Origin of the sequence: Microbacterium sp. PRC9 (assembly GCF_031844125.1) — a bacterium.
Taxonomy (GTDB): domain Bacteria; phylum Actinomycetota; class Actinomycetes; order Actinomycetales; family Microbacteriaceae; genus Microbacterium.
On record NZ_JAUZUR010000002.1, the window covers coordinates 678,333 to 695,787 of the forward strand.

The 17,455-nt window shown below is 70.8% G+C and carries 18 protein-coding genes; 9 read left to right on the forward strand and 9 right to left on the reverse strand.

The genetic code is table 11. The features are described from left to right. The first annotated feature begins 4 nt into the window (after positions 1-4). The 3 genes from Q9R33_RS06700 to Q9R33_RS06710 all read left to right on the forward strand — a co-directional run bounded on the left by Q9R33_RS06700 (position 5) and on the right by Q9R33_RS06710 (position 3,611). Positions 5-1,135, forward strand: coding sequence for an aminotransferase class V-fold PLP-dependent enzyme (locus Q9R33_RS06700; protein WP_082496937.1), 1,131 nt, complete (start codon positions 5-7; stop codon positions 1,133-1,135). A gap of 199 nt (positions 1,136-1,334) precedes the next feature. Further along, a complete protein-coding gene (locus tag Q9R33_RS06705) occupies positions 1,335-2,690 on the forward strand; it encodes a PhoH family protein (RefSeq protein ID WP_045296741.1) in 1,356 nt (451 codons plus the stop codon). Between the two features lie 168 nt (positions 2,691-2,858). Next, positions 2,859-3,611, forward strand: coding sequence for a hypothetical protein (locus Q9R33_RS06710; protein ID WP_311293218.1), 753 nt, complete (start codon positions 2,859-2,861; stop codon positions 3,609-3,611). A gap of 109 nt (positions 3,612-3,720) precedes the next feature. Here Q9R33_RS06710 and Q9R33_RS06715 read toward each other — a convergent pair whose 3' ends face one another. The 7 genes from Q9R33_RS06715 to xseA are packed head-to-tail and all read right to left on the reverse strand — an operon-like array spanning position 3,721 to position 10,258. Next, positions 3,721-4,377, reverse strand: coding sequence for a response regulator transcription factor (locus Q9R33_RS06715; RefSeq protein WP_056368008.1), 657 nt, complete (start codon positions 4,375-4,377; stop codon positions 3,721-3,723). Next, positions 4,374-5,876 carry a HAMP domain-containing sensor histidine kinase gene (locus tag Q9R33_RS06720; protein ID WP_311293219.1) on the reverse strand — a complete coding sequence of 501 codons (1,503 nt, stop codon included), beginning with the start codon at positions 5,874-5,876 and terminating at the stop codon, positions 4,374-4,376. Before Q9R33_RS06720 ends, Q9R33_RS06715 begins: the two co-directional genes overlap by 4 nt. A gap of 48 nt (positions 5,877-5,924) precedes the next feature. Next, complete coding sequence (locus Q9R33_RS06725) at positions 5,925-7,319, reverse strand: aspartate ammonia-lyase (protein ID WP_056368004.1); 1,395 nt, start codon at positions 7,317-7,319, stop codon at positions 5,925-5,927. Between the two features lie 52 nt (positions 7,320-7,371). Then, positions 7,372-7,983: a carbonic anhydrase gene (locus Q9R33_RS06730; protein WP_082496966.1), complete on the reverse strand. Its 612-nt coding sequence runs from the start codon at positions 7,981-7,983 to the stop codon at positions 7,372-7,374. A gap of 35 nt (positions 7,984-8,018) precedes the next feature. Then, entirely contained in the window at positions 8,019-8,666 is a 648-nt protein-coding gene (locus Q9R33_RS06735) for a DUF4245 family protein (protein ID WP_310246085.1), read from the reverse strand. After that, the gene (locus Q9R33_RS06740) at positions 8,666-8,908 is read right to left on the reverse strand and encodes an exodeoxyribonuclease VII small subunit (protein WP_056367999.1); all 243 of its coding nucleotides are present in this window, start codon (positions 8,906-8,908) and stop codon (positions 8,666-8,668) included. The genes Q9R33_RS06735 and Q9R33_RS06740 overlap by 1 nt, the downstream gene beginning before the upstream one ends. Positions 8,909-8,917: 9 nt before the next feature. Continuing rightward, positions 8,918-10,258, reverse strand: a complete 1,341-nt coding sequence (xseA, locus tag Q9R33_RS06745) for an exodeoxyribonuclease VII large subunit (RefSeq protein ID WP_311293221.1) — start codon at positions 10,256-10,258, stop codon at positions 8,918-8,920. Positions 10,259-10,416: 158 nt separating this feature from the next. Between xseA and Q9R33_RS06750 the strand changes: the two genes are divergently transcribed. The 4 genes from Q9R33_RS06750 to Q9R33_RS06765 all read left to right on the forward strand — a co-directional run bounded on the left by Q9R33_RS06750 (position 10,417) and on the right by Q9R33_RS06765 (position 13,410). Continuing rightward, positions 10,417-11,457, forward strand: coding sequence for a 4-hydroxy-3-methylbut-2-enyl diphosphate reductase (locus Q9R33_RS06750; protein ID WP_056367995.1), 1,041 nt, complete (start codon positions 10,417-10,419; stop codon positions 11,455-11,457). Beyond that, positions 11,454-12,023, forward strand: coding sequence for a DUF6264 family protein (locus Q9R33_RS06755; protein ID WP_311293222.1), 570 nt, complete (start codon positions 11,454-11,456; stop codon positions 12,021-12,023). Before Q9R33_RS06750 ends, Q9R33_RS06755 begins: the two co-directional genes overlap by 4 nt. Before the next feature lie 137 nt (positions 12,024-12,160). Then, positions 12,161-12,700: a sigma-70 family RNA polymerase sigma factor gene (locus tag Q9R33_RS06760; RefSeq protein WP_056367991.1), complete on the forward strand. Its 540-nt coding sequence runs from the start codon at positions 12,161-12,163 to the stop codon at positions 12,698-12,700. Beyond that, a complete protein-coding gene (locus Q9R33_RS06765; protein ID WP_056367990.1) occupies positions 12,697-13,410 on the forward strand; it encodes a zf-HC2 domain-containing protein in 714 nt (237 codons plus the stop codon). The genes Q9R33_RS06760 and Q9R33_RS06765 overlap by 4 nt, the downstream gene beginning before the upstream one ends. A 112-nt stretch (positions 13,411-13,522) precedes the next feature. On the opposite strand, the gene fbaA is transcribed toward Q9R33_RS06765, so the two are convergent. Next, the gene (gene fbaA, locus Q9R33_RS06770) at positions 13,523-14,554 is read right to left on the reverse strand and encodes a class II fructose-bisphosphate aldolase (RefSeq protein WP_311293223.1); all 1,032 of its coding nucleotides are present in this window, start codon (positions 14,552-14,554) and stop codon (positions 13,523-13,525) included. A 190-nt stretch (positions 14,555-14,744) separates the two neighbouring features. Between fbaA and glpX the strand changes: the two genes are divergently transcribed. Together glpX and Q9R33_RS06780 are read left to right on the forward strand one after the other, a co-directional pair. After that, a complete protein-coding gene (gene glpX / locus Q9R33_RS06775; RefSeq protein WP_056367988.1) occupies positions 14,745-15,734 on the forward strand; it encodes a class II fructose-bisphosphatase in 990 nt (329 codons plus the stop codon). A 141-nt stretch (positions 15,735-15,875) separates the two neighbouring features. Beyond that, positions 15,876-16,088, forward strand: coding sequence for a UDP-N-acetylmuramyl pentapeptide phosphotransferase (locus Q9R33_RS06780; protein ID WP_082496936.1), 213 nt, complete (start codon positions 15,876-15,878; stop codon positions 16,086-16,088). Positions 16,089-16,091: 3 nt separating this feature from the next. Here the strand turns inward: Q9R33_RS06780 and Q9R33_RS06785 are convergent, their stop codons facing one another. After that, positions 16,092-17,435, reverse strand: coding sequence for a DNA recombination protein RmuC (locus Q9R33_RS06785; RefSeq protein WP_311293224.1), 1,344 nt, complete (start codon positions 17,433-17,435; stop codon positions 16,092-16,094). Between the last annotated feature and the right edge of the window lie 20 nt (positions 17,436-17,455).

A 17,455-nucleotide genomic window follows, 5' to 3' on the forward strand; every position in this document is an offset into this window, starting at 1 on the left:
CAGAATGATCCGCGTGACGGATCTGGATTCATATCTGGCGTCGTTCGATGGGGAACCGGGGTATCTGGACTGGGCGGCGTTCGGGCCGCTCTCGCCTGCGGTCCGCAGCGAGGCGCAGGGGGACACCGAGCTGCTCGGCTCGGGCCGGCGGACGAGCATCGAACTCGTGGCCGACCACGAGCGAGAGGCCCGCGAGCTGGTCGCGGAGCTGATCGGCACGGATGCCTCGCACGTGGTGCTGCAGCCGTCCACGACGTACGGCCTCATGCACGCCATCTACGGACTGGCGGGCGGCCTCATGCTCGGCCGCGGCGAGTTCCCGAGCCTGACGGTGGCGGCGACCCGCGCGTCCGAAGCGTTCGGCTCGGTGCAGCTGCAGTGGGTCGAGCCGGCCGACGGGTTCATGACGCCCGACGCGATCCGCTCCGCCCTCTCCGACGACACCCGTGCGGTGGCGGTCAGCCTCGTCGACTTCCGCACGGGGTACCGCACCGATCTGTCGGCGATCCGCGAGGTGATCGGCGATCGACTCCTCATCGTCGACGCCATCCAGGGATTCGGCGCGGTCGAGGCCGACTACCTCGCGGCGGACGTCGTGTGCGGCAACGGCTACAAATGGCTTCGCGCGGGGCGGGGGACGGGGTTCGCGTGGTTCGGCGATCGCGCTCTCGAGCGCATCGCGCCCGTCCTGTCGGGCTTCCAGGGAGTGGAGGGCGACCTGCCGGTGGACACCGTGCCCGTGCCCGCCGCCTCGGCACGGGCCTTCTCGGTCGCCGGCTTCGACACGCTCGCCGCGGCGCGCCTGGCGACGGCGCTGCGCGAAGTGGTCGATGTGGGCGTCGCCGCCATCGAGGCGGTGCTGGCTGCGCGGGCGACCGACGTCATCTTCTTCGCGGATCGCTACGAGGTGCCGGTGGTCACACCGAGGGACCCCGAGCGCCGCGCGGGCATCGTGACCCTGGAGCCCCCTCCGCAGGACGCAGCGCCCCTCGCCGCCTCCTTGGCGAACCACGGCCTCACCGTCACGACGCGGGCCGGCCGCATCCGGGTCGCCCCGCACGTCGGCACCGGTGCCGACACGCTGCGGCTGTTCGGCGACGCGCTCGCCGCCTTCTCGTCGGCGCGCGTCTGGTGACAGGGGATGCTGCTCGTGCAGCATCCGTTCACCGACATGTCACGAATTCGTGCGTGTCGAGCGCGTCCGACGACGCGGCGCGGTCGTAACGTGAGCGCATCGGGCAAGGAGCCCGGTCGAGTCGGCCTTCCGGATCGCGACTCGTGACCCATGGTCGACTCGTGACTGCCGGGTGAACCACCCGGGGCGGGAGTGGGTTGTGACCACACGAGCACCACACGAGCAGCGCAGTCAGGACCTCGAGCGGGTCGCCGATTCCGATCAGGATCTGCGGACCTATGTACTCGACACGTCGGTGCTGCTGAGCGATCCGCGGGCGTTCTTCCGTTTCGCCGAGCACAGCGTCGTGATCCCCGTCGTGGTGATCACGGAGCTGGAGGGCAAGCGGCATGATCCCGAGATCGGCTACTTCGCCCGGCAGGCACTGCGCCATCTCGACGAACTCCGTGTCGAGCACGGGCGCCTCGACTTTCCCGTTCCCGTCGGTCAGGGCGGCACGCTTCGCGTCGAACTGAACAACACCGACGCGACGGTGCTCCCCTCGGGGATGCGGCTCGGCGACAACGACAGCCGGATCCTCGCCATCGCGATGAATCTCGCCCAGGACGGGCAGGAGGTCACCGTCGTCTCGAAGGACCTGCCGATGCGGGTCAAGGCGGCGTCGCTCGGCATCACCGCGGAGGAGTACCTCGCGGAGCAGGCGGTCGATTCCGGCTGGACCGGCATCTCCGAGCTCGACGTCTCGGGCGACGACATCAGCGACCTGTACGAGAGCGAAGTCGCCTCCAGCGAGGACGTGCAGGGGCTCCCGGTGAACACGGGCCTGATCATCCATTCCGAGCGGGGCTCGGCGCTGGGTCGGGTCGTCGGTGACGGCGAGTACCGCCTGGTGCGCGGCGACCGCGAGGTCTTCGGCCTCCACGGGCGCTCGGCCGAGCAGCGGATAGCCATCGACCTGCTGCTCGATCCCGAGGTCGGCATCGTCTCGCTCGGCGGCCGTGCCGGCACCGGAAAGTCGGCTCTCGCCCTGTGCGCCGCTCTGGAAGCGGTGCTCGAACGACAGCAGCAGCGCAAGATCATCGTGTTCCGGCCCCTGTTCGCCGTCGGCGGCCAGGAGCTCGGCTACCTGCCGGGGGACCAGCAGGAGAAGATGAACCCGTGGGGCCAGGCGGTCTTCGACACGCTCGGCTCCGTGGTCTCGACCAACGTGCTCGACGAGGTGGTCGAAAGGGGCCTCCTCGAGGTGCTGCCGCTGACGCACATCCGCGGACGCTCGCTGCACGACGCGTTCGTGATCGTCGACGAGGCGCAGTCGCTCGAGCGCAACGTGCTGCTGACGGTGCTCAGCCGCATCGGCCAGAACTCCCGCGTCGTCCTGACCCACGACGTGGGCCAGCGCGACAACCTGAGGGTCGGTCGGCACGACGGCGTCGCATCGGTCATCGAGACGCTCAAGGGTCACGCGCTGTTCGGCCACGTGACGCTCGTGCGGTCGGAGCGGTCGGCCATCGCGGCGCTCGTCACCGACCTCCTGGAGGCCGGAGAACTCGCTTGAGAGCCGCCGTCATCAGCTGACGACGCAGCGGGCCGGGATGTCGGATCCCGGCCCGCTGTGCCGTGCGAGCATGAGGAAAGTCTCATCGCCCACGGCGCATACCGCGCGATCGGTCTGTCACCATGGATGAGGGGAAACGATTCCGCGCACACGGAGGGCAGGCGAGAAGTGCACGCACGCACGGGACTCGTGATCGGCGGCATGACCGCTGTCGCAGCGAGCGTCGCTGTCGTGACTGCCGTCGCCCTCGCGAACACTGCGGCGCTGGCCGAATCCGAGGGCACGAGCGTCGCATCCCAGCGCATCGTCGTCCCGGCGGCGGCATCCCCCTCGGCGACGCCCCACCCCGCGCCGGCCGCGACGCCCGACGCCCTGGTCCCCTCGGCCGAGCCCGAGGTGGTCCAGGCGCCCGCCCCTGTCGAGGTCGCGCCGCCCGAGTCGACCAGCACGCGCACTCCCGGGAGCGCGGCGCCCGAGGCGGCGCCCGCCGCCCCGGCTCCTCCCGCAGCACCGGGCGGCGACATGGATTCTGCCATCGCCGCAGCGAAGGCCGCGGGCACGTGGGACGCGCTGCGCAGCTGGGCTGCCTCCCATGGCTGGGCGAGCGGTCGGCTCGATGCGCTGATCGCACGTCTGGAGCGTGAGATCGCCGACCAGACCGAGCAGGTCGACCGGAGCGACTCGGTCGATTCGAGCAACTCGAGCGGATCCACCACTCAGCGACAGGGCATCGTCCAGGCTCCGGCCCCGGAGCAGAAGGCCCCTGCGCAGCCGCCTCAGAAGCAGCAGAATCAGTCCGGTCAGCAGTCGATCGGTCAGAAGCCTCCCGCGCACGCGGGATCGAACGTCGGAAACGGCAACGGCGCCGGCAACGACGGAAAGAAAGACCAGTCGCGCAATTCCCCAGACAAGCGCGACTGACAACGGTCGGATCCCCCAGTCCGGCCCTTCACAGCCCCCGGTGTCCCCCAGCACCGGGGGCTTCTTCCTGCCCAGGCAGGGCACCCCCGCCAACGGGATGCCCGACGGCTCACTCCCAGCGGTAGCCCGCGCCGCGGACCGTGACGATGTGGTCGGCGCCCAGCTTGCCGCGCAGGTAGCGCACGTACACGTCGACCACGTTGGAACCGGGATCGAAGTCCAGCCCCCACACACGGCTCAGCAGCTGCTCCCGGCTGAGCACGCGGCCGGGGTTGCGCAGGAACTGCTCCGCGAGTGAGAACTCGCGCGCCGACAGGTCGACCTCGCGGCCACCTACGGTCGCGCGGCGCGCGAGGATGTCGAGCACGACGTCGCCGTGCGAGATCGCGACGCCGGGCTGCGGCACGCTCTCGCGCAGGCGCGACCGCACGCGCGCGAGCAGCTCTTCGAACGTGAACGGCTTCGGGACGTAGTCGTTGGCGCCCGCGTCCAGGCCGGTGACGGTGTCGCGCGTGCTGGATCGGGCGGTGAGCATGATCACGGGCACCGCGGAACCGCGGGCTCGCAGCTCGCGCAGCACCTCGAAGCCGTCCATCGTGGGCAGGCCGACGTCGAGGAGCACGAGGTCGGCATCGCCGCGCAGCGCCGACTCGAGTCCCTCCGGGCCGTCCTCGAAGACGAGCGTCTCGTAGCCGGCGGCCTCGAGGCCGCGACTGACGAACGCGGCGATCCGAGGTTCGTCCTCGACGATGAGGATCCTGGTCATCCGGCGGCCTCCCGTTGCAGCACGTCTCCGGCACGCACCGGTGCCGGCAGTTCGGCCTCCGTGCGAGGCAGGTGGATCGTGAACGTGGCGCCGCCTCCCGGCGTATCGGTGACGACGCAGTGCCCGCCGTGCCCCTTCGCGATCGCATCCACGATGGCGAGGCCGAGACCCGACCCGCCCACCGAGCGCTTCACGTGCGCGCGGTCGAATCGGCGGAAGATGCGGGCCCGGGCGCCAGGCGGGATGCCGGGGCCGTGGTCGCGCACCCAGAGCCGCGAGCCGTCGTCCGAGTGGGCGCTGCCGATCTCGATGGGACTGCCCTCGGGCGTGTACTTGGCGGCATTGTCGGCGAGCTGCAGCCATGCCTGCAGCAGGCGGTCCTGGTCGCCCACGGTGACTCCTTCGGCGCGGGCCTCGACCGTCCAGCTGTGGCCGGGGATGACAGCCACGAGCTCGCCCACCCGCTCGGTGAGCCCGGCGAGGTCGACGGTCTCGAGGCTGTACGAGTCCGCCTCGGCGGTGGCCAGCAGGTCGATGTCCTCGACGAGGCGCGTGAGCCGGTCGAGCTCGGCGATGCCGATGTCCCGGGCGGACGCCACATCCGCAGCATCCTGCGGGTTCATGAGCTCGAGGTGACCCCGCACGATCGTGATGGGCGTCTTCAGCTCGTGGCGCACGTCGTCGAGGAGCTGACGCTGGACGTCGACCGAATCCTCCAGGCGATCGAGCATCGAGTTGACCGTGCGCGACAGGTCGGCGATGTCGTCGTTGCCCTGGGGCTCGAGGCGATGCGAGAGGTCGGTGATCGAGATGGCGTCGGCCGTCTCGCGGAGGCGCCGGATCGGCGACAGCAGCCGCCCGGTGACGAACCACCCCACGATCCCGATCGCGAACAGCACGGCGACCGCCGCGATCACATACGTCGTCATGGCGAAGGTCACCGGCTGGAGCTCCGCGCCGAGATCGACCGCGCGAACGTACATCCCCTGGCGGGGATCGCCGGCCATGCTCACCGGGATCGCGATGTAGCGGAGCGAACCCTGGTCGGTCACCGCCGTTCCCATGTGCGGCGTGCCGTCAGCGGTCTCTTCGACGACGCGGTCGATGAGCTGCTGGTTCTTCGCGATGGGGATTCCCGTGAGGGTGGACGGCACCCACCTCGGCACGCCGTCGATCAGCGCCAGCGAGCCTTCGTTGCGCGCGGGCACCAGGCGCGCCACCACCGCGTTCAGGTAGTCGTCGACGTTCTGGAAGTCACTCTTGTCGAGCTCCTCCGTCGCCGCGGACGCGCCGTCGGTCGCGTCGGCGGAGTCGCCCTCGGCCACGGTCTGGAGCGACGCGACCTGGGCTTTGAGCCGATCGTTGACGCCACCGAGTGCCTGCTCGCGCTGTACGAGGAACGTGACGCTGCCCACGATCGCGAGACCCACGCACGCGACGGCCAGGATCGCGGCGAGGATCCTGACGCGCGCGGGAACCGGGCGGGGGGTTCGGGCCATGACCCGATTATCCCGCCGACGCACGGCTTGCGACATCGGGTGGGCTGATCAGCCCGGGTGCGTCATCGAGAGAAGGTCGAGCTTCTCGTCGAGCTGCTCGAGCGTGAGCTCGCCGCGCTCCACGTAGCCGAGGTCGATCACAGCCTCGCGCACCGTGATGCCCTTCGCGACGGAGTGCTTGGCGATCTTGGCGGCGGCCTCGTAGCCGATGAGCTTGTTGAGCGGGGTGACGATCGACGGCGACATGCCGGCGTACGCGGCGGCGCGCTCGACGTTCGCCTCGAGCCCGTCGATGGTCTTGTCAGCGAGGACGCGCGAGGTGTTCGCGAGCAGCTCGATCGACTCGAGCACCGCGCTGCCCATGATCGGGATGGCGACGTTGAGCTCGAAGGCGCCCGACGCGCCCGCCCAGGCGACCGTGGCGTCGTTGCCGATGACGCGGGCGCAGACCATGAGCGTGGCCTCGGGGATCACCGGGTTGACCTTGCCGGGCATGATCGACGATCCAGGCTGCAGATCGGGGATGTGGAGCTCGCCCAGACCTGTGTTCGGGCCCGAGCCCATCCAGCGGAGGTCGTTGTTGATCTTGGTCAGCGACACCGCGACGGTGCGGAGGGCGCCGGATGCCTCGACCAGTCCGTCGCGGTTGGCCTGGGCCTCGAAGTGGTCCTTGGCCTCGGTGATCGGCAGCTCGGTGTCGGAGACGATGAGCTCGATCACGCGCTGCGGGAAGCCGAGCGGCGTGTTGATGCCGGTGCCGACCGCGGTCCCGCCGAGGGGGACCTCGGCGACGCGGGGGAGCACCGCCTGCACGCGCTCGATGCCGAGGCGGATCTGGCGGGCGTAGCCGCCGAACTCCTGGCCGAGGGTGACGGGGGTCGCGTCCATGAGGTGGGTGCGGCCCGACTTCACGACGGTCTTCCAGAGGTCGGCCTTCGCCTCGAGGGCGACGGCCAGGTGGTCGAGAGCGGGGATCAGGTCGTCGATGAGCTCCTGAGTCACCGCGATGTGCACCGAGGTGGGGAACACGTCGTTGGACGACTGGGACGCGTTGACGTGGTCGTTCGGGTGCACGGTCGCGCCCAGCGCCTGCGTGGCGAGGGTCGCGAGCACCTCGTTCATGTTCATGTTCGACGACGTGCCGCTGCCGGTCTGGTAGACGTCGATCGGGAACTGGTCGGCGAACTCGCCGGCGATGATGCGGTCGGCCGCACCGGCGATGGCGTCTGCGATGGCGCCGTCCAGCGTGCCGAGCTCCTTGTTCGCGAGGGCCGCGGCCTTCTTGATGCGCGCGAGCGCGACGATCTGCGCGGGCTCGAGCCGGTCGCCGGAGATGGGGAAGTTCTCCACGGCGCGCTGGGTCTGCGCGGCGTAGAGCGCGTTCTTGGGCACGCGCACCTCGCCCATGGTGTCGTGCTCGATGCGGTACTCGATGTCGGTCACGTCGTTGTTCCTCACGTGTCGGTACAGGGGATGTCTTGGCAGAGCTGGGGGTTCAGGCGGGGTCGGTGATGCCGACGATGACGTCGGGTACCGCGGTGCCTTCGCCGAGGCGGTAATTGGCGCCGACGATCGCGAGGCGCCCCTCGGCGACGGCGGAGCTGATCAGCTCGGAGGAGTGGAGCAGCTCGCCGACGGTGTCGCGAAGATGCTCGCGGCCGACCTCTTCGGCGTCGATCACGTCGGGGTACACGCCGTCCACCGCGGACGCCCGCTGGACGCGGCGCACCGCGGGCACGATCGGCGAGATCAGCCGCCAGATGTGCGGGGGCAGCGGATCGGCGTCGGGGCTGGTGCTGTCGATCGCCGCGCGGACGGCGCCGCACGCGTCGTGGCCCAGCACCACGATGAGGGGCACACCGAGCACAGCGACGGCGTACTCGAGGCTGCCCACGACGGACTCGGAGACGACCTGGCCCGCGTTGCGGACGACGAAGAGGTCGCCGAGGCCCTTGTCGAAGATGATCTCCGCCGCCAGACGCGAGTCCGCGCAGCCGAAGAGGGCGGCACGGGGTCGCTGCCCTCCCGCGAGTTCATGCCGGGTGTCGACGTCCTGCCGGGGGTGGCGGGGTTCGCCGGCGACGAAGCGCGCGTTGCCGCGCTGCATCTCCCGCCAGGCCTTCGCGGGGGTGGGCTGATCGGTCACTCGGCCTCCTGGCGCAGTGCGGTGATCTGGTCGGTGACGGAGCGTGCCGTCTCTTCGAGGGCGGTCTCGCCCGCGGCTCCGTAGATGAGCACCGTGTCGGTGCCGGCGTCGGTGGTCAGCGCGACCGAGATGTTCCCGGTGCGGTCGGGGTCGAGCTCGTAGCGCTCCCACGTGATGCCGTCGATCGTGACGGTGTCCTGCGGGGCGGAGCCCGAGAGCACGCGGGCCGGCCACGACTCGTCGGCGTCGAATCCCTGGGCGACACGCAGGAAGCCGCGCTCGTCCTCCTGGGAAGGGGCGTAGACGACGGTGAACGCGCGGACTCCGCCGTTGCCCTCGATGCCTGCGCGGTTCACGATCCACCCGTCGGACATCTCCGGGGTGATGACCGTGCGGCCTTCGGAGGCGGCGACACCCTCCGCGACCGCAGCGACGTCGATCGCTTCGCGCGGCGGGGGCGTGCCGCGGGGCACGGCGGCGATGATGACGATCACGACCGCCAGCGTCGCGAGCAGCGCCGCGATGAGATTGCGCACGTTCTGACTCGAGCGGTAGATCCGCGACGACTCGGCCTTGCGGTCGGCGGTCTCCTGCGGCGTCTCGGGGCGACCGAGTTCGGCGACGATGCGGGGTTCGCGTGACATCAGAGCGCCTCGCCCTGTGCGCGATCGGCGGAGGCGCGAGCGGCCTCGAGACGGCGCTTGGCGCCCAGCAGCCATTCCTCGCAGCGGGCGGCGAGCGCCTCGCCGCGCTCCCAGAGTGCGAGGGAGTGCTCGAGGGTCGGGGCGCCCTGCTCGAGTTCGGCGACGACGCGGACGAGTTCGTCGCGCGCCTGCTCGAACGAGAGGGCCGCGACGTCCGTGAGGGCGCCGCTCGTCTCAGTCATGGTCACAGTCTATTCGGCCGCGGGACCCGCCCCGTGCCCCGCCCGGTTCGGCTCGACGTCGTCGTCGGTCCGCGTGTCGTCCTCGGCGATCTCGCCCTCGGAGCGCGCCGCGAACGAGCCGCGCCCGACGGTGACGACGATGGGAGTGGATGCCGGGGCCTGCGCGGCGTCGCGCACGATGACGCCGTCGGCGAGGTGCGCGATCGCGTAGCCGCGGGCCAGCGTCGATGCGGGGGAGAGGGCGCGCAGCGTCGCGCGGAGCTCGGCGGTGCGCTGCTCCTGGACGCGCAGCGACCGGTCGATGCGATCGCGCCCGCGAGCCGCGAGGAGCTCGACCTCGTGCGAGCGGGTGGTCAGCAGCGTCTCGGGGTCGCGCAGCACCGGGCGGGAGCGCAGCTGCTCGAGCTGGGCGATGTCGTGCGTGATGCGCTGCGTGAGCCTCGTGTTCATGCGGGCGCGCAGCTGACCGACGAGCGCGCGCTGCTCCGCGACGTCCGGCACGACGCGCTTGGCGGCGTCGGTCGGGGTCGATGCGCGCAGGTCGGCGACGTCGTCGAGGAGGGGGTGGTCGTTCTCGTGGCCGATGGCGCTGACGATGGGGGTGGATGCCGCCGCCACCGCCCGGACCAGCCGCTCGTCGCTGAAGCCGAGCAGGGTCTGCGGGTCGCCGCCGCCGCGGGCGATGATGATGACGTCGACGTCGGGTGCGGCATCCAGCGCCTTCAGAGCCGCGATCGTCTCGGGAACGCACCGGTCTCCCTGCACTGCGGCGTACTTCGTCTGGAACCGCACCTGCGGCCAGCGCAGTTCGGCGTTGCGATGGACGTCCTTCTCGGCATCCGAGTTCTCGCCGGTGATGAGGCCGATGAGGTGCGGCAGGAAGGGGATGGGCTTCTTGCGCGAGGGATCGAACAGTCCTTCGGACCGCAGCTGCACGCGCAGGCGCTCCAGCTTCTCCAGCTGGTCGCCGAGTCCCACATGGCGCATCGCGGAGACGCCGAAGCTGAAGTCGCCGTTCTTCACGAAGTAGTCGGCCTTGACGCACGCGATCACGTGGTCGCCGACCTTCAGGTCGCCGGGCAGCCGGTCTCGCGTGGAGGACCAGATGCGGAACGAGATCGTGGCGTCGGTCACGAGGTCCTTCAGGCGGCCGAACACGTTGCCGCCCCGCTGGTTCCACCCCGTGACCTCGCCCTCGACCCACACCGAGCCCCAGGTCTGGACGAAACCGCGGATCGTGTCGTTGAGCCGGGCGACGGAGGTCGGCGCCTGCGCCGTGGAATCTCGCGGCGGAACGGAGTCGGGAGGTGGCGGCTCGCCGGGGACGGTGGCGGGCTGGAAACTCGTCATGCGGTCCTTTCATGCCCGGGCGCGGGCTGCTCGCACCGGTGAGCCGGCGGGCGTCGCGGGCTCCTCGGCGGAGTCCCCGCTCAGGAGCCCGCCCGTAGAATCGAGGGGTGAGCATCAGCACCGCGGGGCAGACCCGAACGAGTCAGGCCCCTGTGAGCATGCCCGTCCCGCGGATCCCGCGGCGGCGCGAACCGCTCAAGGATATCGCCGGGGCCGGACACAAGCGGGTGCTCCTGGCATCCCCGCGCGGCTACTGCGCGGGCGTGGACCGCGCCGTCATCGCCGTCGAGAAGGCGCTCGAGCGCTACGGTGCCCCCGTGTACGTGCGCAAGCAGATCGTGCACAACATCCACGTCGTCACCGAGCTCGAGAAGCAGGGCGCCATCTTCGTCGAAGAGGTGGACGAGGTCCCCTCGGGCGCCCACGTCGTGTTCAGCGCGCACGGGGTGTCACCCGCGGTCGTGAACGCGGCATCCGATCGTGGTCTACGCGCCATCGATGCGACGTGCCCCCTCGTCACGAAGGTGCATCGCGAGGCGGTGCGCTTCGCGCGCGACGACTTCGAGATCCTCCTCATCGGCCACATCGGCCACGAGGAGGTCGAGGGCACCGCCGGCGAGGCTCCCGACCATGTCACGATCGTGAACTCGCCCGAAGAGGCCGACACGATCGAGGTGCGCGACCCGTCGAAGGTCGTGTGGCTGTCGCAGACGACGCTCTCGGTCGACGAGACGATGGAGACCGTGCGCCGTCTGCGGGTGCGCTTCCCCGAGCTGCAGGATCCGCCGTCGGACGACATCTGCTACGCGACGCAGAACCGCCAGGTCGCGATCAAGAAGGTCGCGAAGGACGCCGATCTCGTGATCGTCGTCGGGTCGGCGAACTCGTCGAACAGTGTGCGACTCGTCGAGGTCGCGCTGGAGCACGGCGCCAAGGCGGCCTACCGCGTCGACTACGCGGACGAGGTCGAGCAGGCGTGGCTCGAAGGGGTCGAGACCGTCGGCGTCACCAGCGGCGCGTCGGTGCCCGAGGTGCTCGTGCAGCAGGTGCTCGACGACCTCGCCGCCGCCGGCTACCGCGATGTCGAAGAGGTGCGCACGGCCGAGGAGGATCTGCAGTTCTCCCTCCCGAAGGAGCTGCGGACGGATGCTGCCGGCAAGCGCGACGACCGCGCCCTCGGCGGACGGACCCGCGCATGAGCGACGCCGCGAACGCCGAGCCCGATCCGCGCTCGCGTCCCCGTCCCCAGTACGGCGAGTACGCGACGCCGGAGGAGCAGCGGGCGCGCATCCAGGAGCCCGCGCCCTGGCAGCAGGAGCCGATCGCGCCGATCATGACCGATGCGCCGGCCGACGGCATCCCACCCGCTCCCGCCGTCGCCGAGAAGCGTCGGCACCCGGTCGATCGCATCGTGACGTTCGCGCTGCTCGCCTACGGCCTGGTCAACGTGATCACCTCGGTGCCCGCGTTCCTCGACTACGGCTCGTACGCCGAGACGATGCTCGGACTGATGGGCGTCGACGTGCAGCTCTCCGATCCCGCCGCGGCCAAGCCGTGGGCGATCGCTGCCGTGCTCGTCCTCGTGGTCGGCTGGTGCGCCACCGCGGCCCTCTCGGTCTGGAACATGCGCCGCTCGCGCGTGACGTGGTGGATCCCGCTGGTGGGCGGCATCGTCTTCTCGCTGATCGCCGGCGCGCTGATGGTCGCGCCGCTGACGAACGACCCCGCCGTGTGGCAGGCCCTCCTCGACAGCGCGCGACTCTGACCTTCCGCGGCGCGCGGATCGCGCGCCGTGCGGTCCCGCCACCGCGGGTCCATACTCACTGGTGACAGCGCGGGCGCGCTGCGGATTCACGTGAACCCGCGGGTGGCGTGTCTCGTGTCTCCTGCGGGAGGTGATGGATGCCGCACGACAGCGTGGAGCGCCGAGACAGGGCCGCCGGACGCGATGCCGCGCGCCTGGCCGCACTGTACGACGCACATGCGGCGCCCGTCTGGCGCTATGTCGTGCATCTCACCGGCGACCGCGCCGGTGCCGACGATATCGTGCAGGAGACGCTGCTGCGGGCGTGGCGAACGCCCAAGATCCTCGAGCAGGATCCCTCGACCACGCGCTCGTGGATGTTCACCGTCGCGCGTCACCTCGTGATCGACGAGGCGCGCAGCGCGCGGCGGCGCCGGGAGATCGGCGTCGCCGAGGTCCCCGAGCGCACCGCGCCGGACGCCACCGACGCGCTGTTCGAGGCGATCCTCGTCGAGGAAGCGCTGGCCACGCTCACCACCGACCACCGCGCCGTCGTCGTGCGCGCCTACTACCGGGGACTCTCCGTCGCCGAGATGGCCGACGAACTCGACATCCCGGAGGGCACCGTCAAGTCGCGCCTCCACTACGGGCTGCGCGCCCTCCGGCTCACCCTGCAGGAGAAGGGGGTGACGCGATGACCACGGATCACGCCCGCTTCGCCGACTGGGACGCCGCGTACGTCGTGCGCGCGCTCAGCGTGGACGACCGCCGCCGGTACGAGACCCACCTCGACAGCTGTCCCGTCTGCCGCGGCGCGATCGCCGACCTCGCGCCCACCATGGGACTCCTGGCGCGGGTCTCACCCGAACGCGCCGAGACGCTGCTCGAACCGTCGGACCAGGACGGGCCCGGCCCCGCGGCGCGCGAGCGCATGGTCGTCCGCGGGACGCGCGACGCCCGCAGGCGCCGCATGATCGCGTGGGGCAGCGGCCTCGCCGCGGCGGCGGCCGTCGCCGTGGTGGTCGCGTTCGCGGTGACGACGGCGGTCGCGCCGGCGAGCGTGCCCGAAGAGGTCGTCGCGCTCCAGGCTGTGACGGACGTGCCACTGACCGCGAAGGTGGAACTGACCGACGTGGCGTGGGGCACCCGCATTGCGATGACCTGCCACTACCCGCCCAGCCGCGATCCCTACACGGCCGACCAGGAGTGGCCCTACGTGCTCGTCGTCACCTCGACCGACGGCACCACGAGCGAGCTGTCCTCGTGGCGAGCAGGGCCGGGGACGACGGCCCACCTCGACGCCGGCACGGCCCTCGACCGCGACGACATCGCGTCGATCGAGGTGCGGGCCGTGTCGGACGGCCGCGTGCTGCTGCGCGGCGAACCCGCGGCGCCGCCGGGGGAGTGAGGGCGGCGACGGCGCTCCCGGGCTGCTCGACCGCCACGCCGACCCCGAGTGAACGAAGGCCCCGGCACCTGCCCCGCGAGGCCGGTGCCGAGGCATCCGTCGAATCTGCTGCTTACGCGCCGAGGCTCTTGCCGGCCGAGCCGAGCTGCTTCGTGGCCTCGACCACGCGGGAGGCCATCGCCGACTCGGCGATCTTGCCCCAGGCGCGCGGGTCGTAGGCCTTCTTGTTGCCCACCTCGCCGTCGACCTTCAGGACGCCGTCGTAGTTCGAGAACATGAAGCCGGCGACCGAGCGCGTGAAAGCGTACTGCGTGTCGGTGTCGACGTTCATCTTCACCACGCCGTTGGCGACCGCGAGCGCGATCTCTTCGTCCGTCGAGCCGCTGCCGCCGTGGAACACGAGATCGAGCGGCTTCGGGCCGGTGCCGAACTTCGCGGCGATGCCCTCCTGGATCTCACCGAGGAGCTCGGGGCGGAGCTTTACGTTGCCCGGCTTGTACACGCCGTGCACGTTGCCGAAGGTGAGGGCCGAGATGTAGCGGCCGTTCTCGCCGAGGCCGAGTGCCTCGACGGCCTTCGTCACGTCGGCGACCGTCGTGTAGAGCGCCTCGTTCGAGCCCTCGTGCTGGACGCCGTCCTCCTCGCCGCCCACGACGCCGATCTCGACCTCGAGGATGGCGTTGATGTTCTTGAGGCGGGGGAGCAGGTCCTTCGCGATCTCGATGTTCTCGTCGAGCGGGACAGCCGAGCCGTCCCACATGTGCGACTGGAAGATCGGGTTGCGGCCGGCCTTCACCTCTTCCTCCGACGCCTCGATGAGGGGGAGCACGAAGTCGGCGAGCGCCGGCTTCGGGCAGTGGTCGGTGTGGAGGGCGACCGTGATGGGGTAGCTCTTGGCGACCTCGGTGGCGAACTTCGCGAACGCGAGCGCACCGGCGGCGCGGTTCTTCACGGTGTGGCCGGCGAAGTAGTCCGCGCCGCCCGTCGTGACCTGGATGATGCCGTCCGAGCCGGCCTCGGTGAGTCCCTGGAGGACCGCGTTGATCGACTGCGAACTGGCGACGTTGATGGCGGGATACGCGAAGCCACCGGCCTTCGCGCGGTCCAGCATGTCGGCGTACTGCTCCGGGGTGGCGACGGGCATGAGTGCTCCCTTGATCGAGTGGGCGTCACCGCAAACTCTACCCAAGGGGCGGAAGCCGGAACGGATGCCGCTGCCCGGCGGATCGCGGGAAACCCGCGTCCCTGCGCTATGGGAAAGAAACGTGATTCCTTCGCTTTCGATGGCGTGAAATTCTCGTGAATCGGCCGCCATGCTGGCATAGGCTGACCGCATGGTGAGCCTGACCGCGGACATGAGTCCCCTCCACCCCGACCGCAACCTCGCACTCGAACTCGTGCGGGCGACCGAAGCGGCGGCGATCCGCGCAGTGCCGTTCATCGGCCGCGGCGCCAAAGAGGCGGCCGACGGGGCCGCCGTCGACGCGATGCGGGCGTTCTTCACCACCGTGAACTTCGACGGCACGATCGTCATCGGCGAGGGCGAGAAGGACGAAGCGCCCATGCTCTACAACGGCGAGCGTGTCGGCAACGGGCGCGGCCCGCAGGCCGACGTCGCGGTCGATCCGATCGACGGCACCTCGCTGACGGCGGCTGGGCGCAACAACGCTCTGTCCGTCATCGCCGTCTCGGACCACGGCACGATGCTCGACGCGTCGAGCGTCTTCTACATGGACAAGCTCGTCACCGGCCCCGCGGGCGTCGGCGTCGTCGACATCCGACTGCCGATCGGCGAGAACATCCGCCGGCTGGCGAAGGCCCTCGACAAGCCCGTCGACGAGCTGGTGGTCTCCGTGCTGCACCGCCCGCGCCACGAGCGTCTCATCGAAGAGATCCGCGAGGCCGGCGCGGGCACGCGCCTGATGAGCGACGGCGACGTGGCAGGCGGCATCAACGCCGCGCGCCACAACGCCCGCACCGACATGTGCGTCGGTGTCGGCGGCAGCCCCGAAGGCATCGTCACCGCGTGCGCGATCAAGGCGCTCGGGGGTCACATCCAGGGCCGCCTCTGGCCCCGCGACGACGACGAGAAGCAGCGCGGCATCGACGCGGGCCTGAACCTCGACGGTTACGTCTACGAGGCGGATGACCTCGTGAAGGGCAACAACACGATCTTCGTCGCGACCGGCGTCACCGACGGCGCGCTGGTCGCCGGCGTCCGTCGGGAAGGCGGGTACGTCTACACCGAGAGCGTCGTGCTGCGCGGCGCGTCGGGCACGCTGCGCCGGATCTCGTCGGAGCACCTCGTCTCGAAGTGGCTCTGACCGCCTGACGGAAACGGCCGCGGCGGTGCGACACGTGATGCCGCCGTGACCGTTTCGTGACCGGCCTTCGAGGGAACTCTGGCAGAATCTTCAGTGGTGTCGATGGAGACACGTCTGTGTTCCCAACCCGAGGAGTTGACGATGTCTGCGCACTCAGCTGATCCGTCGTCGCCCCAGACGGGCGCTCAGGCGGTGGTCGCGAACGCGATCGATCCCGCCCGCCGGCCGGACGTGCTTCTGCGTGTCCGCCGTGACGAGGGCCACGAGATCAGCGCGTGGTGGATGATCGGCGCGTTCGTCGGCGTCTCCGCCGCGGTCATCGTGCTGCTGAGCTTCGTCCCCGGCGGCGCCTGAGCCTCACTCGTTCGGCGCGGCGATGCGTGCGCGCACGTCGCCGAGCTCCGCGGTCGCGGAGAGCCGCGGCGGTTCGATGTCGCTGCCGGCGCCAGGTTCGGGCCGCTCTTCGAGCCCGGGGAGCGTCTCATCGAGCAGCTCCGGGGCCGTGAGGCGGCGCGGGCTCTTCTCGATGGCCGCGGGCTCGTTCACGGCGTCGAGTTTGGTCGCATCGATGCCGGGGAACTTGCGCGCGCTCACCAGCACGCGCGTCTCGAGGGATCCGGCGAACCGGTTGTAACTGTCGACGGTGCGCTCGATCGCCCGGCGCAGGTCGTCGGCGTGCGACGCCAGCGATCCAAGCCGCTCGTAGAGCTGGTTGCCGAGGTCGAAGAGCGCGCGGGCCTCCTGCGACACGTCCTGCTGGGTCCAGGTGTAGGCGACGGTCTTGAGTACCGCCCAGAGGTTCACGGGCGAGGCCAGCGCAACGCGCTTGCCGAACGCATAGTCCAGCAGCGAGGGGTCTTCTTCCAGCGCAGCCGCAAGGAGCGACTCGCTCGGCACGAAGCACACGACGAACTCGGGGCTCGACGAGAGCCCCGCCCAGTAGGTCTTGCGGGCGAGGGCGTCCACGTGCGCCCGTACGGCCTTGACGTGCTTGTCGAGCAGGCTGCGCCGACGGGCGGCCTCCGCCCCCTGCGCCGTCAGCGGGATGGCGCTCGCCTCCAGGAAGGCGTCGAGGGGCACTTTCGCGTCGACGGCGATCGCCTTCTCGCCGGGGAGGCGGATGACCATGTCGGGCCGGCCCGCGCCGGCGTCCGACGTGATCGACGTCTGCAGGTCGAAGTCGACGTGGCGCGTGAGCCCGGCGGCCTCGACGACGCGCCGCAGCTGCGTCTCGCCCCACACGCCACGGGTGCTGCCCGAGCGCAGGGCGCCGGCCAGCGACTCGGTGGTCGCCCGCAGGGCCTCGTCGGATTCGTGCGCCCGTCGCAGCTGCTCGGCGAGCGTGCCGAACTGCAGGTGCCGGTCGCGCTCGAGATCGTCGACCTTCGTGTGCATCGCGGCCAGCGTCTCCTGCACGGGCGCGAGCGCCCGGAGCACCGACTGCTCGCGGCGCTCGCGCTCCTCGCGGGCCGCCTGGTCGTGGCGCGCCTGGCTCGCGAGCTCGCGGTAGAGCACCTGCTGATGCTCGAGCTGGGCCTGCACGCCCTGCCGCGCGGCCTCCGAGCCGGCGAGCCGCGCGGTGAGGTCGGCCTGTTCGCGCGCGGCTCGTGCCGCGCCGCGGGCGAGTCCCGCCGCCCAGCCCGCCATCACGCCGACGAGAAGACAGGCGATTGCCACCACACTGATCACGACTGCGTCCATGACTCCAGGGTGCCGGATGC

What these genes read in the sequence shown, in the direction of transcription:
- Q9R33_RS06700 (WP_082496937.1), top strand. Translation starts at nt 5, where the DNA reads ATGATCCGCGTGACGGATCTGGATTCATATCTGGCGTCGTTCGATGGG.
- Q9R33_RS06715 (WP_056368008.1), bottom strand. Translation starts at nt 4,377, where the DNA reads ATGACCAGGATCCTCATCGTCGAGGACGAACCTCGGATCGCCGCGTTC.
- Q9R33_RS06720 (WP_311293219.1), bottom strand. Translation starts at nt 5,876, where the DNA reads ATGGCCCGAACCCCCCGCCCGGTTCCCGCGCGCGTCAGGATCCTCGCC.
- Q9R33_RS06730 (WP_082496966.1), bottom strand. Translation starts at nt 7,983, where the DNA reads ATGCAGCGCGGCAACGCGCGCTTCGTCGCCGGCGAACCCCGCCACCCC.
- Q9R33_RS06735 (WP_310246085.1), bottom strand. Translation starts at nt 8,666, where the DNA reads ATGTCACGCGAACCCCGCATCGTCGCCGAACTCGGTCGCCCCGAGACG.
- Q9R33_RS06740 (WP_056367999.1), bottom strand. Translation starts at nt 8,908, where the DNA reads ATGACTGAGACGAGCGGCGCCCTCACGGACGTCGCGGCCCTCTCGTTC.
- xseA (WP_311293221.1), bottom strand. Translation starts at nt 10,258, where the DNA reads ATGACGAGTTTCCAGCCCGCCACCGTCCCCGGCGAGCCGCCACCTCCC.
- Q9R33_RS06750 (WP_056367995.1), top strand. Translation starts at nt 10,417, where the DNA reads ATGCCCGTCCCGCGGATCCCGCGGCGGCGCGAACCGCTCAAGGATATC.
- Q9R33_RS06755 (WP_311293222.1), top strand. Translation starts at nt 11,454, where the DNA reads ATGAGCGACGCCGCGAACGCCGAGCCCGATCCGCGCTCGCGTCCCCGT.
- Q9R33_RS06760 (WP_056367991.1), top strand. Translation starts at nt 12,161, where the DNA reads ATGCCGCACGACAGCGTGGAGCGCCGAGACAGGGCCGCCGGACGCGAT.
- Q9R33_RS06765 (WP_056367990.1), top strand. Translation starts at nt 12,697, where the DNA reads ATGACCACGGATCACGCCCGCTTCGCCGACTGGGACGCCGCGTACGTC.
- fbaA (WP_311293223.1), bottom strand. Translation starts at nt 14,554, where the DNA reads ATGCCCGTCGCCACCCCGGAGCAGTACGCCGACATGCTGGACCGCGCG.
- glpX (WP_056367988.1), top strand. Translation starts at nt 14,745, where the DNA reads ATGGTGAGCCTGACCGCGGACATGAGTCCCCTCCACCCCGACCGCAAC.
- Q9R33_RS06780 (WP_082496936.1), top strand. Translation starts at nt 15,876, where the DNA reads ATGTCTGCGCACTCAGCTGATCCGTCGTCGCCCCAGACGGGCGCTCAG.
- Q9R33_RS06785 (WP_311293224.1), bottom strand. Translation starts at nt 17,435, where the DNA reads ATGGACGCAGTCGTGATCAGTGTGGTGGCAATCGCCTGTCTTCTCGTC.